This window comes from Salipiger sp. HF18 (genome assembly GCF_011806505.1).
Taxonomy (GTDB): Bacteria; Pseudomonadota; Alphaproteobacteria; order Rhodobacterales; family Rhodobacteraceae; genus Salipiger; species Salipiger thiooxidans.
This window is the reverse complement of the sequence record NZ_JAATOS010000055.1, coordinates 1-15,407: the sequence shown is the minus strand read 5'-3', so window position 1 is coordinate 15,407 and position 15,407 is coordinate 1. Positions and strand designations below refer to the sequence as shown.

The 15,407-nt window shown below is 63.0% G+C and carries 13 protein-coding genes and 1 pseudogene; 7 read left to right on the top strand and 7 right to left on the bottom strand.

Translation table 11 applies throughout. The annotated features are described in order from the left end of the window. Positions 1 to 58 precede the first annotated feature (58 nt). Complete coding sequence (locus tag HC022_RS07875; RefSeq protein WP_167452049.1) at positions 59 to 1,693, bottom strand: NAD(P)/FAD-dependent oxidoreductase; 1,635 nt, start codon at positions 1,691 to 1,693, stop codon at positions 59 to 61. 638 nt (positions 1,694 to 2,331) lie between these two features. On the opposite strand from HC022_RS07875, the gene HC022_RS07870 reads away from it, so the two are divergent. Then, entirely contained in the window at positions 2,332 to 3,726 is a 1,395-nt protein-coding gene (locus HC022_RS07870; RefSeq protein ID WP_167452048.1) for an MATE family efflux transporter, read from the top strand. After that, on the top strand, positions 3,723 to 4,154 hold the full coding sequence (locus HC022_RS07865) for a glyoxalase superfamily protein (protein WP_167452047.1): 432 nt from the start codon (positions 3,723 to 3,725) through the stop codon (positions 4,152 to 4,154). Before HC022_RS07870 ends, HC022_RS07865 begins: the two co-directional genes overlap by 4 nt. Positions 4,155 to 4,714: 560 nt before the next feature. Here HC022_RS07865 and HC022_RS29045 read toward each other — a convergent pair. The 4 genes from HC022_RS29045 to HC022_RS07845 form a co-directional block, all read right to left on the bottom strand. Next, the gene (locus HC022_RS29045; RefSeq protein WP_254884994.1) at positions 4,715 to 5,287 is read right to left on the bottom strand and encodes a helix-turn-helix domain-containing protein; all 573 of its coding nucleotides are present in this window, start codon (positions 5,285 to 5,287) and stop codon (positions 4,715 to 4,717) included. Between the two features lie 492 nt (positions 5,288 to 5,779). Continuing rightward, entirely contained in the window at positions 5,780 to 6,058 is a 279-nt protein-coding gene (locus tag HC022_RS07855) for a hypothetical protein (RefSeq protein WP_167452046.1), read from the bottom strand. Beyond that, complete coding sequence (locus tag HC022_RS07850; protein WP_167452045.1) at positions 6,055 to 7,542, bottom strand: tripartite tricarboxylate transporter permease; 1,488 nt, start codon at positions 7,540 to 7,542, stop codon at positions 6,055 to 6,057. The genes HC022_RS07855 and HC022_RS07850 overlap by 4 nt, the downstream gene beginning before the upstream one ends. Before the next feature lie 3 nt (positions 7,543 to 7,545). After that, a complete protein-coding gene (locus tag HC022_RS07845) occupies positions 7,546 to 8,004 on the bottom strand; it encodes a tripartite tricarboxylate transporter TctB family protein (protein ID WP_167452044.1) in 459 nt (152 codons plus the stop codon). Positions 8,005 to 8,171: 167 nt separating this feature from the next. Here HC022_RS07845 and HC022_RS07840 point away from each other — a divergent pair, with 167 nt between their 5' ends. From HC022_RS07840 to HC022_RS07825, 4 genes are all read left to right on the top strand, one after another. Next, positions 8,172 to 9,134: a tripartite tricarboxylate transporter substrate binding protein gene (locus HC022_RS07840; protein ID WP_254884993.1), complete on the top strand. Its 963-nt coding sequence runs from the start codon at positions 8,172 to 8,174 to the stop codon at positions 9,132 to 9,134. A gap of 130 nt (positions 9,135 to 9,264) precedes the next feature. Next, entirely contained in the window at positions 9,265 to 10,848 is a 1,584-nt protein-coding gene (locus HC022_RS07835; RefSeq protein WP_167452042.1) for an AMP-binding protein, read from the top strand. Between the two features lie 22 nt (positions 10,849 to 10,870). Then, complete coding sequence (locus HC022_RS07830; protein WP_167452041.1) at positions 10,871 to 11,653, top strand: enoyl-CoA hydratase/isomerase family protein; 783 nt, start codon at positions 10,871 to 10,873, stop codon at positions 11,651 to 11,653. 97 nt (positions 11,654 to 11,750) lie between these two features. Beyond that, positions 11,751 to 12,554: an IclR family transcriptional regulator gene (locus HC022_RS07825; RefSeq protein WP_167452040.1), complete on the top strand. Its 804-nt coding sequence runs from the start codon at positions 11,751 to 11,753 to the stop codon at positions 12,552 to 12,554. Here the strand turns inward: HC022_RS07825 and HC022_RS07820 are convergent. Together HC022_RS07820 and HC022_RS07815 are read right to left on the bottom strand one after the other, a co-directional pair. Next, complete coding sequence (locus tag HC022_RS07820; protein WP_167452039.1) at positions 12,541 to 13,365, bottom strand: IclR family transcriptional regulator; 825 nt, start codon at positions 13,363 to 13,365, stop codon at positions 12,541 to 12,543. The genes HC022_RS07825 and HC022_RS07820 overlap by 14 nt on opposite strands. A 525-nt stretch (positions 13,366 to 13,890) precedes the next feature. Further along, complete coding sequence (locus tag HC022_RS07815; RefSeq protein WP_254884992.1) at positions 13,891 to 14,754, bottom strand: LysR family transcriptional regulator; 864 nt, start codon at positions 14,752 to 14,754, stop codon at positions 13,891 to 13,893. 207 nt (positions 14,755 to 14,961) lie between these two features. Between HC022_RS07815 and HC022_RS07810 the strand changes: the two are divergent. After that, positions 14,962 to 15,407 (top strand): annotated as a pseudogene (locus tag HC022_RS07810) (DUF1338 family protein); the annotation flags it as partial.

The following is a 15,407-nucleotide window of genomic DNA, read 5'->3' as shown; positions in this document are numbered from 1 at the left end:
CCGACCGCACGGAGTCGGGGGCACGGCGGACCAGAGACATGGCCCGCCGTGCCCGGGATCACTCGGCCGGTTCCGCCGTTTCGGGCGCGCCGGTCAGGGCGAACCCCTCATAGCCTTTTTCGGCGATCTCCTGGCACCTCGCCCGGTAGGTCCCGACGCCGCCGGTATAGGACAGCACCCGGCGCGGTTTGCCCGCCACGTTGGCGCCGTTGTACCAGCTGTTGGTCTTCGCGATCAGCGTGGCATTTGCCGTCTCATCGTGGTGCTGCACCCAGGCGTCCTCGCCTTCCGCGGTGGGTTCGATCACCGTTACCCCCCGGGCGCGCATGGCCTTGATGCAATCGGCGATCCATTCGGTCTGTTGTTGCAGGCAGGTGGTCATATTGCACAGCGCGGCGGACGGGGCGAGCGGGGCGCCCGTCATGAAGAGATTGGGGAAGCCGTGCTTCTGCATGCCCAGCGTGGTGCGGATGTCCTTTTCCCACTCGTCTTTCAGCGTCATGCCGCCGCGCCCGCGAATGTCGATCCGCGACAGCGCGCCAGACCCCGCGTCAAAGCCCACCGCCATGACGATCACGTCGAGCGGATAGACCGTCCCGTCCTCCAGCTTCACGCCCTCGGGGACGATTTCGGCAATCGGGTTATCCCTCACCGGGACGGCCTCGACATTGTCCTGGAGGTAGACCTCGAGGTAGTTCGTCTCGAGGGGCACGCGGTGGGTGCCAAAGCCGAAATCGCTTTGCTTCGGCACGAGGATATCTATCAGCTTGGGGTCTTTCAGGCGCGCTTCCATCTTTTGGCGGACAAAGGCGCTGATCTCCTTGCTGACCGCCTCGTCGAAGAACACCTCGCTGAACGAGGCTAGCCAGAGCTTCAGCGACCCGTCGGCAAAGTTCTCTTCGAGGATCGCGCGGCGCTGTTCGGGGGTGCAATCGGCCCAGACATGCTCGAAATCGTATTCGAAGCCGGTGAAGGTGTTCGGCAGGTTCGAGGTCAGTTCGTTCCACCGCGCCTTGTAGGTGGCCGCGTCGTCCGGACCGTACTTGGGGTTCTTCATCGGCAGCACATATTGAGGCGTGCGCACGAAGACCGTCAGCGTGTCGACCACGGGCGCGATGGTCTGGATCACCTGGATGCCGGTGGCACCGATACCGATGACACCCACGCGCTTGCCCTCGAGATCCAGGCCCTCCTTCGGGTAGAGCGCGGTGTGCACGATCCGGCCCTCGAAGCGGTCCTGTCCGGGAAAGCGATCCGTCAGCGGCGCGGACAGCATCCCCGAGCAGCTGACCAGGAACTGCGTGTCGTAGACGTCGCCGGTGTCCGTCTCCACCGTCCAGCGGCCGGTGTCCTCGCCATAGACGGCGCGTGTCACCCTGGATGAAAATGTGAAGTCCTTGCGCAGGTCCAGCCGGTCGGCCACGTAGTGCATCCAGCGCTCGATCTCGGGCTGGGCGGGAAAGCGTTCGGACCATGTCCAGTCCTTGTAGAGCGTCTCGTCGAACAGGTACTGGTAGATGTAGCTTTCGCTGTCGAACCTGGCACCGGGATAGCGGTTCCAGTACCACGTCCCTCCGACATCGGAGGCCGCGTCGACCCCGTGAACCGCCAGCCCCATCTCGCGCAGCTGGTGAAGCTGGTAGAGCCCCGCCACCCCAGCCCCGATCACAAGAGCATCAATCTTATGCGTCATCTCTCTCTCCCTGTTGTTGCCATCGCAGCCGGGGCGGCCTCCTCTACCGCAGGACCGGCGCTGAGGAACAAGGCTAGGCGGGACAGAGCGCGCGCGTATTGAACGTTTCGCCCTGACGCTTAGAACGAAACGTGGGGGGCCTCGGTCGGCACAAGAAAAGCCCAGAAAGGGCCGGCAGATAGCGTCGAGACTGGCTACGGAAAAATACAATTTTCGTTCCACCGACCTCCCTCGGGTTTGCCGAAGAGAACGGTTTTGAACAAGACGGGAGCGGCCACCGGCTACGCTTGGTCCGAAGGTCGGCCGTGGGCCGAGTGCGCGAGTCAGAGGCCGGCTGGCGCCGTCCCTGTCACCAAGCCCGGCGGATCGACGCGAAAAGCCCCGACCGACCGCAAAGGACCGCGCGTTCCCCTGCGTGTGGCATTTCGGGAACAGAGACCGAACTGCGATCGGAGCCTTTTATTGCCTTGCAGGTTGATCCCTCGTATCGGAGCGGCAAGGTGCCGGGCACCTGCCGCCTGCGGACGCGAGTCACGGTGAAGCCCGGAGCAAGACGACATCTCACCCTCGAAGCATTTCGCAGGTGGGTAATGCAGGCCCCCCTCCAAATCCGAAATGCCTCTTGCGAGGAGTGAGCGATGTCTGTCGGACGCGCTGCCAAAACGATTGAAAACCCCTTTCTGACCCTGCCGGTCAGACGACTGTTTCTGTCCAACGCCCTTCCCATGGCAGTGGTCATGTCAACGAGCGGCCTGCTGAACGTGGTCGACGGGATCTTCGTGGGACATTTTATCGGTGCCCACGCCCTAGCTGCTGTCAGTCTGGCCTTTCCTGTGGCCATGTTGTTGACTGCGTTGACCACTCTGACGGGTGGCGGCATGTCGAGCCTTATGGCGCGGTACCTGGGCAAAGGCGCGCGACGCGATGCGGGCGCTGTCTTCGCGGGAGCGCATGGGCTTGCCCTCGCCCTGAGTGCGGCCTTGATGCTCGGCGCGCTGATGTTTGGCCCGAGCCTTGTTTCGTTTCTCGCCGCCGGAAATGAACCTGTGGCGGCGCCAGCAAGAGCGTATCTGCGGATCCTGATCCTGGGGGCGCCTGTGCAGTTTGGTCTGGGCCTGCACGCTGATGCGCTGCGCAACGAAGGGCGATCGGGGCATATCGCACTGTTGTCGGTGATCGTTAACCTGCTGAACGTCGCTGCGAACTACATTGCGATTGTGGTCCTCGATTTCGGCATCGCAGGATCGGCAATCGGGACGGTGGCGGCGCAGGCACTTGGCTTGATGCTGCTTTTGTCAGTGCGCAAACGCGACCCCGCTCTTTTGCCACTTGATATGATCCGGAACGCAAGCTGGCTGACAGGGTGGCGGCAGATCCTCGCTTTGGGCCTGCCACTCAGTCTGAGCTTCATCGGAATGGCGCTCGTGGCCGGCACCGTGCTCCTCGCCATCGGCAACACCGCCGCAGATCATGGAACGTATGTCGCAGCATACGGGATTGTAACGCGCATTCTTGGTCTGGCCTTCCTGCCGCAGATGGCCATCGCGCTGACCACCCAAAGCATCACCGGGAACAACGTCGGCGCAGGCCGAATGGACCGGGCGAGCGCAGCCCTGCGGCTCGCGATAGGGTGCGCGTTTCTGTGGTGCTTGGGCGTGACACTGACCGCCATGCTCGCAGGCGAAATGCTCGGAGCGTTGTTTTCCGACGATCAGGAGGTCATCATTGCAGTTGGCGCAATCATGCGCCCCATGACAGCGCTTTATGCCGTCACCGGGCCGATCCTCGTCATTGCGATGCATTATCAGGCGATGGGACATCCTCTGCGAACCGCAGTTCTGACTCTGGGAAGGCCTTGGCTTCTGACGCCTGTTCTCGTCATCGTGCTGGACGCGCACTCTGGGCTTCAAGGCCTTTGGTATGCGTTTCCAGCCGCAGACGCCGCCCTGGCTCTTGTGGCTCTGATGAGCATTTTCCGGAGCCGCGTATTCGACACAACAGCCACGACACTGCTTATCAAGGAGAGACCATGACACGGACATCGCTAGACTCCGTTAAGGCACAGGCCAAAGCGCTCCGGCAGGCTCTGCAGGCTGCGGGCACTGTCATCGGGCATGCGCAAGCCCTTGAACTCATTGCCAAGCAACACGGGGCACGGGACTGGAACACGTTGCATGCCCGGCTCACCCAACGGAACGCGCCACCCGAACTTGCCCTCGGTGATCGGGTGGCCGGGTCTTACCTTGGCCAGGCCTACACCGGCGAAATCACTGCCCTTTCGGGGCCTGCAGGGCATCGGCAGGTGGAAATCAAGCTCGACCAGCCGGTTGACACCGTTCGGTTCGAGAGCTTCTCGAACTGGCGTCACAGGATACGTGGAACCCTCGCCCTGGACGGGCGCAGTCATCGCAGAACATCGGACGGCGCACCGCATCTGATCGTGAAAAAGGCGCCGCCCTGACGTCTGTTGGCGGCGAGCGTGTGCGCTACTTGAAGCGCGACTCCCATGACCTGCGAGGGGAGGGGCGTCGGTCGATTTCCTCCATCATCTTTTCGCGGAAGACCTCGGCCGGGGTCCTCCATCCAAGGCATTTTCGAGGCGTGTTGTTGAGCTGGTCGCAGAGCTGCGTCAACTCGAGCTCTGTCATGGGCGCGACGTCTCGCTGCCTTGGAAGCCAGCGGCGAAGCCGGCGGTTGGCGTTCTCGACTGTGCCTTTCTGCCAAGGTGAGGAGGGTCGCAGAACCACGTTTGGGTTCCGGGCTGGGCCAGCAGGTGCGGCCATGACACAAACTCCGTGCCGCGGTCGAAGGTGATGGATCTGCGCCCCGCCACGGGCAGATCCCGCACCGCCTTCACGATCTCGCCCCTCTCGGCAGATTGCTTCGCAATCGCCTGCCGGGCAGGGCATGACCGGTTTCGTGCGCCTGGTGGCGGTCTTCAGCAGCACAATGAAGCTGCTGACACGTTTGACCAGAGAAGTGATATTGGTCTGGCCAATCGATTGTTTGAACAGCATCAAATCACCCTCCCAATGGCCGAGTTCTCTGCGGTGTGCGACGTTGTCCGGGCGGAATCCGGGCGGAACAGGATATCGACATCACGGTCGAATTTTGGAGCCCGGCGGGCCTTGGGTGTTCGGGCAGGTACCACCAGAGCTCCTGCGCCATGCCTTCCTTCGAGTAGATGTACCGGTAGATCGTCTCCTGGCAGACCCGGAGCGTCGCACCTTCGTGGATCAACCGGTTGGCGATCTGCTCGGGGGTCCAGCCGTTCCTGATCCGCTCGACGACCTGATTTCGAAGCTCAGGATGCCGGATCAGCTTGCGCTGGCGGGCGCGCCGACTGGTGGCTTTCTGATGCGCGGCGCCGCCGTAATAGCCATCGTAACCCGGCAGGCACTCATAGCTGAACCAGTTCCGCCTGATCTCGCGGTAGACGGTCGAACGATGCCGACCGATCTCTGCGGCAATCCTGCTGACCGGCAGCTTTGCGTTCAGCAGGTCTTCGATCCTGCGCCGCTCACGCAGATCCAGCTCTTCGTGAGCATTTGTCCGTTCTCCTTGCTTTCCAGCAAGATAGGGGATTTGTCGCAACCCAGTTTAGAATGTGCCCGAACGCCTTGAGTGGATCGCATAATGGAAATTATGTGTCATTTTTACGAAAGTTCCGCCGTGACGCATCTTGCGAGCGCGCGATCAAGCGTCTCTTCTATCCCACGGGATGCACCGCGTCTCTACATTTTCACCAGGAACAGGCTCCGGGTGTGGTCACCGCTCTGGATCCGGACCGCGCGTGCACGTCCACTCGCAGCCGGGCGCAGGAGGCGGCGGCGTTGCTCGGCCATGCCGGAGCCGAGCCGATCTCCGCCCTGCGCCAGCAGGCGCTCGGCGATTGGGAGGGGCGGAAGATCAGGTGGATTCCGCATGAAACTTGGCTATCCGCCGATCGTGCGGTCTGCAAACTGACAGTGCCCCGGCTACCCCTACGGAGCAGAGTTCAACGTGGTGACCTGCCTCCCTTGCCGCATGGTCTGGCGTTTCGGGCTGCGGGGCGAATCCGGGCGGACCGCGCCGGGTGCCCCGACTTTAGGTCTGCGCCTTTTCCAAGGCGTCAAAATCAAACCGCGGCGCGAGGGCCGCGTCGAGCACCAGCGCCTCGGTCTGCTGCATCTTGCGGAGGTCGGCCCTTAAACTGGCGAGCACATCGGCGGGAATAACGGCGGCGGCATGTCGGGCGGCATGGATCAGGTCTCCGGGATGGATGCCGCCACCGTCTGATCCGACCCACCATGATACAGCCGAGCCCCGCAGCCTCGAAGCGGGCGGCGAGGAGCGGGCAGCATCCTCGTCGTCCGGATTTCTCAAACGTGGCGCGGCTGTAACGCCCGAAGGCCGGACCACAACATCAGTAGCGCGGTCGCGCCCAGTACGGTGGCGCTTATCGGCTCGGTGAAGAAGGTGGTCAGATCTCCCCGAGACATCAACAAGGCACGGCGCATGTTCTCTTCTAGCATCGGCCCCAGTATGAAGCCCATCAACAACGGCGCCCCGCTCATGTTCACCAGTCGCATTCCATACCCCAGCAGCCCGATGCCCAGCACGATCAGAATATCGAGGCTGGTCAGTTTGACGCTGTAGACGCCGACGCAGATAAGGCAGATGATTCCCGGATAGAGCAAGCGATATGGGATCGACAGGAACCGGATCCAGATTCCTACCAGAGGTATGTTCAGAACCAGCAAAAGCACGTTGCCGATCCAGAAACTCGCGACCAACGCCCAGAACGTGTCTCCATGGTCTGTGATCAGCCGAGGTCCGGCTGGTATACCGTGAATGAGCAGCGCACCAAGGATCAGCGCCATTGTTGCGCTGCCCGGAATGCCCAAGGTCAGCGTGGGAACGAAGGCGGTCTGCGCCGCAGCACTGTTGGCCGCTTCCGGCGCCGTCACACCTTCGATGATTCCTGTGCCAAAAGCTTCTGGGTGGCGGCTCACACGCTTTTCAAGTGTGTAGGCCAGGAAGGAGGCGATTGTCGGCCCGGTGGCAGGCAGGGCTCCCAGAAGCGAACCGAGCAACCCTCCACGCAGGATCGGCATAGCGCTGCGTCGTCGATCATCCCGCGTGGGCAGCATGTCCCGCAGGCGCACATTGGCTTTTACCGACATGTGATCATTGCCCATCACCGTTGCCAGAATCTCCGCGATGCCGAACACACCCATTGCGATGATGATGATGCTGATGCCGTCGAACAACTCCATCGTGCCGAAGGTGAAGCGCTGCACACCGGTGTTTATGTCAGTGCCGATGGTGCCGAACATCACCCCGAGGACTACCGACGCGCAGCTTTTCAAAACCGCGCCTTGGGTCATCGTGGTCGATGCCAGAAGGCCCAGCACCATGATCGAAAAGTAATCGGCCGGGCCGAAGCGCAACGACAGGTCAGCAAGGATCGGCGCGAACGCCGTCAGCAGAACGATACCGATGGTGCCGCCCAGGAAGGATGCCATGGCAGTGATGAATAGCGCCACGGGCGCCCTGCCCTGCCGCGTCATCTGGTAGCCCTCGATACTGGTCACCGCGCTTGACGCAGAGCCTGGCAGATTGATGAGGATCGACGAGATCGACCCGCCATATTCTCCGCCGTAGTAGATGCCGGCAAGCATCACCAGCGCGGCTTCGGGTGACAGGTAGAAGGTCATGGGCAGCAGAATCGAGATTCCGATCATGGAGCCTATGCCCGGTAATACGCCGACGAAGGTGCCCACCGTCACGCCAATGAAACAATAGAGCAGGTTTTCCGGAGACAGCGCGCTGGCAAAGCCTCCTATCAGGTTGGCGAGGATATCCATCAGTCAGAAACCTGCCCAGACGCGGATCGGCATGGACAACAGCACGACGAAGAGAAGCCAGATCGCGACGGCAAGTCCCACCGACAGCATCAGCGCCTCACGCCACGTGGTCGAGGGCGTGGCTTTCGCCGCAATGAAGCCGCAGATCACGATCGCCGGAATAAGGCCCAGCCAGTCGATGGTCAGGCTGAAGGCGATGAAGGCCGCCGAAATGTACAGCAGCGGCCGGAGCGCAGGCATGCGCGGAACCTCTCCCTGCCGGACAAGCCCCATGGTGATCAGCGCAGTGCCCAGCAGCGTTCCGATCACTCCCAGGACGAACGGGAAAAAGCCCGCCTGCATCCGGGCAAGGCTGCCGATGTCGTAGGAAAGCGCCCCGATGCCGAAGCCCAGACTCAGGGCGACAATCCCGACTCCAGCGAGCACGTCCGAAGACGCAAGACGGTGGGTATTGGCGGTCATATGTCGACTACCTCTCTGTTTTCGATGTTGTTTTAGGTTTGGCCCCGGCTCTTCAGCGGCCGGCTACAGTTGTCCTGCGTTGTGGAAGCGACGCTTGACAAGATAAATTGATGGTCGCATCCTTCAAAAATAATTACAACAATTGCTATGCAATACAGGGAAATATCATGATCAAATCTTTCCTCCGGGTGCTTGCCGCCTCGGCCGCTCTTGCCGCACCCGCGCTGGCGCAGGACTTTCCGAACCAGCCCGTGCGCGTCGTCGTGCCCTACAACGCTGGCGGAACCGTCGATTACGTCGGCCGCGTCACTGCCGCCGAAATGGGCAAGTTGATGGGCGAGAACTTCGTGGTCGAGAACCGGCCCGGTGCTTCGGCCAGCATCGGCAACCAGTTCGTCGCCAATGCCGCGCCTGACGGCTACACGCTGCTGATGACCTCGGTGACGAGCAACGCGATCACGACCGGGCTCACCCCCGAGACGGCGGGTTACGCGCTCAAGGACGATTTCACCCCGGTCGGTGCCGTTGGTCGCGTCCCGCTGATGCTGGTGGCAGCGAACAATGTGCCGGCTGACACCATCGAGGAGCTGATCGAGTACGCGAAGGCAGAGGACCTGCCGCTGACCTATGCCTCGTCCGGCATCGGCTCCACCGAGCATCTTGGCGCCATGGTCTTCGCCGATGCCGCAGGTCTCGAACTCGAACATATTCCCTACACCGGTGGCGCCCCGGCGATGGCCGACCTCGTGGCGGGCCGCGTGTCGCTGATGGTCGCGACCGTCTCGACCGCGCTGCCGCAGGTTGAAGCCAATGCAATCAAGCCGATGGTCGTGGCCATGCCCGACCGGATCGACATGCTTCCCGACGTCCCCAGCGCTTCTGACGCCGGCCTCGACGGCTTCAACGTCGCCTCGGTATATGGATTGCTGGCACCGGTGGGGATCGACGAGGCGGCGCTGACCGCGCTCAAGGCCGCCCTGCAGCAGACGGTGGCCGGCGAGGCCTTCGTCACGCAGATGGGTGACCGCGGCATCGTGCCTTCGACCGACGCACCCGAGGACGCCGCCACGATCTACGAGGCCGAGATCGATACCTGGGCCGAGCGCATCCTCGCGGTCGACTTCGACTGACGTGACACCTGGCATCGCCCCTTGGGACGTTGCCAGACACTGATCCGCGCCCCGGCCGCTCCCACGTTGCGATCGGGGCGCCCCCTTCCGGGCAGCCCGCACCGGCAAGATTACCAAGGAAAGAACCCCAATGTCCCAGAATGTAGAGATGGACCCGGTCGACGACGTCCTGTTCAAGGACCTGCTGGCTCAGCGCGCCGCGACCGACCCGGATCGGGTCTTCCTGAAATTCAAGGATGACGTATACACCGTAGCGGACATCAACCGTGCCGCGAACAGGGTGGCGAACGCGCTGCTCTCTTCGGGCCTGGCGCCCGGAGACCGGGTGGGAATCATGCTGCCCAGCCACCCCGACCACGTGATCGCGATCTTCGCTTCGATGAAGGCAGGCCTCGTGCGGGTGCCGGTGAACGTGCATGCCAGGGGCGACTCCCTCGAACATTATTTCACCTCCTACGACATGAGCGCGCTAATCGCCGATGCAGGCTATGCAGAGGCGCTCGATGCCGCCTTCGAAACCGCGCCCCGCCCGGCGATGTTCTGGCGCGGTCAGGAGGTCGCTACGCCTGACAGCTACGAGGCACAGGTCGCCGCCGCCTCCGACGCCGAACCCGATGTGGATTTCGGACCCGACGACGTGCTCGCGCTGACGCCCAGCTCTGGCACCACCGGCGCACCCAAGGGCGTTCTGAAATCCGACCGCACCCTGCGCGGCGGACCGATGGCGGTTCTCAAAATCACCGACGCGAAGAAAGGCGACGTGTTCCTTCTTTGGGAGGCCCTGCATCACGGTGCGGGCGTCGCGGTGATCATCTCGGCGGTGATCGGCGGTGTGACGCTGGCGATGGTCGAACGCTTCAGCGCCTCGGGCTTCTGGGATGACGTGCGCCGGCACGGCGTGACGCATATCCATTACCTCGGTGGAGTGCTTCCGCTGCTGCTCAAGCAGAAGCCTTCGGATCTGGACCGTGATCACAAGGTGCGCATTGCCTGGGGCGGCGGCTGCCCGCCCGAGATCTGGAAAGACGTCGAGCAGCGTTTCGGTGTGGAGCTGCGCGAGGGCTACGGCCTGTCGGAGCTGATCACCTTCGTGACGCTGAACAAGGATGGGCGGGTCGGCTCCTGCGGGCGACCGCTGTCGCTATTCGACATCATGATCGCGGATGACGACGGGAACGAGGTTCCACGCGGCGAGACCGGCGAGATCGTCGCCCGCGGCACTCAGGAAGGGCTTGGCTTCCTGGGGTATTTCCGTAATGAGCAAACCAGCCGCGACACCCAGCGCGAAGGATGGCTGCTCACTGGCGACCTGGGCCGGATGGACGAAGACGGTTACATCTTCTACGCCGGTCGCAAGAAGGAGATGCTGCGCCGCCGGGGGATCAACATCTCGGCCTGGGAGGTCGAGCAGGTTGTGAACAAGCACCCCGCCGTGGCCGAAAGCGCGCTGGTCGGCGTGCCGAGCGAGCTGGGCGAGGACGAGCTGAAGATCTTCGTGAAACTGGTCGATGGCGTCGCGTTCGACCCCATGGAGCTGGTGTCCTTCTGCGAAACGCGGATGGCCTACTATCAGGTGCCGCGCTACGTCGCCGAGATTAACGAGTTCCCCAAGACCCCGACGCAGCGCATTCGCAAGAAAGAGCTGTCGCGGAGCGCCGAGGGCGTCTGGGACCTTGAGGCAACTGGCTACAAGCTGGGCCGGAAGTCCGCCTGAGCTGTCGCGAAAGGACGCTGCCATGAGCCAGATCATCACCGTGTCGCGCCCCGCTCCGGGCATTGGAGTGATCTCCATCAATCGCCCCGAAAAGCGTAATGCGCTGAACGAGTCTGCCTGGGACGCGCTGGCGCGCGGCTTTAGCGAGCTGACCGACGACCGGGAGGTGCGAGTGATCGTGCTGACTGGCGTTCCCGGCGCCTTTTGCGCCGGTGATGACATTGGTGCCTTTGCCGAGGCCAGTAAGGATCCGGTGACGCGGGAGCGTTACTGGAACACGATCACGCGCTGCTACGCCGCGCTGTCCGATGCGTCGGTGCCGGTCATCGCCGCCATCGACGGACCCTGCGTGGGCGGCGGCATGACCCTGGCCCTGCGCGCCGATTTTCGGCTGGTGGGGCCGCGGGCTTTGTTCTCCGTTCCGCCGGCGAAGCTGGGACTGGTCTATCCGGCCGACAGCACAGCGCGTCTGGCGGCGCTGGTGGGTGCTCAGGCCGCCCGCTACATGATCTATACCGCCGCATCGCTTGACGCGGCAGAGGCGGTGGCGACGGGTCTTGCCTGGGCGGACACTGCGGAGGATCCGTTGGCTGAGGCACTGTCGCTTGCGGCCAAAATCGCCGACAAGGCGCCTTTGACCGTGACGGCGGCGCGAACGGTGCTCAACCGCCTTGCCACGCAGTTGCCCGAGGGGCTGGCGGATGAGATTGCCGCTCTCACCCGCAAGGCGGAGGACAGCGACGACTATGTCGAGGGTGTTTCCGCATTCAAAGCCAAGCGCGCTCCGGTCTTCACGGGGCGGTAATAAACGGGCTCTCTTGTCGCGAGCGGTTTTTCCCGGCACACACGCCGTCGCGCGGGCACGCCGCACGCGAAACGCTCATCAGTGAAGAGAGAACGACATGGAGCATCCGGAGCGCAAGGAGGACATAACTGTCGATACCCGGCTTTTCGTCGGCTCCGTGCGCAAGGCGATGGCGGTCATGGAAGCCTTTGACGAAACCGAACCCGCGATGTCTCTGACCCGGATCGCTGCAAAGACGGCGCTTGGGCGCAGCGCAGCGCAGCGCTTCGTCTACACGCTGGAGACACTGGGCTATCTGCGCCGGGATGCAGCGACGCTCGAATACCGGCTCTCGAACCGAGCATTACTCTTTGCCCGCAGTATCCTGACGTCTCACGCGGCCATCGAACGTGCCTTGCCGTCCATGGTCAATCTTGCAGAGACCTTTGGTGAAACCGTGTCCTGGCTGGAATACGACGCCGGGCAGGTCGTCGTTCTGAGTTCTGCACCCAGCCCGCACCGCGCGGCGGTGGTTCTGCCCATCGGTGCCCGCTTCGATGCCCTGACCTCCTCGTCGGGACACCTGTTTCTGGCGGATATGCGACCTGAAATCGTGGTCGACCTATTCCAGAACGCCAGCCCCTCCATACGGGCACGGCTCGGAGACCTCGATGCCCACAGCTACGTTGATCTCATCCGCAGCGAGGCCGCGCGAGGGTACGCGCTCACCGAGAAAGACATGGACCCCGGCTCCATGTCGCTCTCGGTTCCGGTGCGCGACCTGCAGAACCAGGTTGTGGCTGCCATCAACGTTTCGGTCCTGCGCGCGCGCACCGGACCGGAAAAGCTGCAGTCAGAGATCGTCCCAGCCTTGCACGCGTTGGTTCAGACGCTGGACGCGGACCTTTTCAGAGGGCGTTGACCCCGGCTGCTGCCTGGTGTTCTAGGATTTTTGCCACCCGTGCTGCCGCTGCTTGAATCGGCGCTCCCAGTTGCTCCGAGATGCGTGTGTGAGGCACTCTGCTTTCTAGCGCAGAGACGTTGAGCGCGCCCAGAACCACCCCCGATGACGACAGTACCGGTGCCGAGATCGAGACGCTAAACAGGTCTTCTTCCTTGGCGGTAGTGGCAACGCCCTGCGCCCGGATCTCCGCGAAGCGCGCAGCCATCTCTGCCGCGTCGGCAAAGGCGATCCGCGTGCGCAACGCAGGACCAGCCGCAGCCAGCAGGCTCTCTGCGACCTTCGGGTCGCCCTTGGCAAGGATCGCCTGCCCCGATGACGAGGGCAAGGCGGCGAAGCGCTGCCCCGGAGCAAAGCTCACGTGGCCGAGGTGCTTGCTGCGCACGGTCTGCTGAATGACGATTTCGTCGCCGTCGAGCTTGACCCAGCTTGAGGTTTCGCCAGTCTCGTCGGCCAGGTCCTGCAGGACGGGTTGGATCAGCCGCATCAGGCTTCCGGTGCTGGTCAGTCCGCTGGACAGGTCCAGGATCTTGAGCGTCAGCCGATAGTGTCGTTGGTCTGCCTCCCTCTCAAGGTAACCCAGTTTTTCGAGGGTGTAGACGATCCGCTGCACAGCGCTGCGGCCCAAGTCGAGCTGCTTGGCAATGTCGGCGAGGGTCCTGGAGCCGAGCCCGTTATCAAAGGCCGCCAAGATGCGCATCGTGCGCTCGACCGAAGCCATGTAAAGTCGTGTGTCGAGCTCGTCCTGCGAAGGAGCGTTGCGCGTGGTCATGGGACAGCAGAGCCTTACGGGTGTCGGACCCGGAAGCTCTATCATAGTCCATTCGAAAACACAGGCTACATCTGGCCCTGGGCGGCAGAAGGATCAGCGGCGCCTCCCGCATCTGGCATGGTTGCCGGATAAATAGCTACGCCTGGACCGGAACGCTGCCGGCGGGGCAATCCGGATCAGAGAGCGCTGCGGGATCGTCAGCTTGTGCACGTAGAGCCCGTCCTGCGAATGGTTGAAGGCGAGGCAGCGCAACCTCCCAGGCAGGCATCAAAGCGACAAGCCCTCTTTTCTGTTCAAGTGGCTGGCCAGTCGGCAGGACCGGACGCTGCGATCCCACCGCCTACCCGGATCGTGGCGAAGACGGTTCTGTCGTGCCAGGCCGCAAAGAGCTTTGAAGAAAATGGTATGGGCTCCGCATCTGGCAGGAAAGTCCCCGAAAGCCACGCCTCTCCGAAACCGGTTTTTGCGGAAGAGATGAACTGACCGTCTCACAGCCAGACGACCAGAAGAGCAGAGCTTTCAGCCTCAGGCCAGAGGCCGGAAAGACACGGCTGCGATCATCCAGTCTCGGAAATCACGGGCGGCATCTGCCCGGTCTTCGGGGGTGGCGATGTAATAGGCATTGTCCGTCGATAGCGGGATGTCGAGCGGAATCTGCAACTCTCCGCGCGCAAGCTCGCTCTCGATCAGGTAGCGCGGGAGAAGCCCATAGCCGAGCCCAGACCGGACCGCTTCGATGGTCAGGCTGAACTGCTCGAACCAGTGTCCCTCGTTCGGCGAAGACAGCTCTACCTCGGCGCGCTTGAACCAGTCGGCCCAGAGATGGGGGCGCTCAGTCTGGTGTATCTTGGGGGCCTCGGCCAGATCGCGGGCATCGCGCACCACCGTGTTCAGCAAGGCCCCGCCGGCGACCGGCACGACCAGTTCGCTGCATAGGTAAGTGCAGACCGCACCGGGCCAGATCGGCTGGCCGAAATGGATTGCCAGGTCGCATTGGGTGGTCGTGAAATCGAACACGTCGCGGCGCGTCGAGATGTCGAAGCGCGTTTGCGGGTGGTGCTTGAGATACCCCGACAGGCGCGGCACCAGCCAGCGCGCGGCAAAGGTGGGCGGCGCGTTCACCGCGAGGATCCGCTCGCCCTGGCCGCCCGCCGTTACGTGGCGCATGGTGCTGTTGGCCATGTCGAGCAGGGCCTCGACCTCAGCAAGGAAGGCGCGCCCGGTCTGCGTGGTGACGACCCGCCCGCGCACTCTTTCGAACAGGGGCTTGCCGATCTGCGTCTCGAGATCGCGGATCTGCCGGCTGACGGCGCTCTGCGTGAGGGCAAGCTCCTCGCCGGCGCGGGTGAAGTTGCCGTGCCGCGCGGCGCATTCGAAGGTCAGCAGCATTCGCATGTCGGGCAGATATCGGCGTTGCAGTGTCATTCGATTGGCCTTTCCGTTGGCTGCGTCGAGGGCTTTACCATGCATGTAACCCGGGCTTGGCCGGCAACTCCATGCGTTTTCGGAATGGGGTAATCGCAAGACGTTGCTGGGCATGTGTGCAGCGACCCGGTTACCATTCTCATACATCATGATTACGAATGGAGCGGGCCCATGGCACCGGAACACGCAAACCCCCATCAGATCCGCGCGCTGTTCTCTCGCGCAATGTCGGCGATGTATCGTGAAGAGGTGCCCGCCTACGGCACGCTGATGGAACTGGTGCGCGACGTGAACAGCGAAGTGCTCTCGGGAGCGCCCGAAGAACGTGCCCGCCTCGAGGAGCTTGGCGAACTCGAGCGCATCGACGAAGAGCGCCATGGCGCGATCCGCCTCGGCACCCCGCGCGAACTGTTCACCATGCGCCGCCTCTTCGCCGTGATGGGGATGCACCCGGTCGGCTATTACGACCTGTCGGTTGCCGGCGTGCCGGTGCATTCCACCGCGTTCCGTCCGCTCGAAGAGGCCGCGCTGCGCCGCAACCCGTTCCGCGTCTTCACCTCGCTGCTGCGGCTGGACCTGCTCGATGACGCCGAACTGCGCGCCTTTTTTTTTAATGA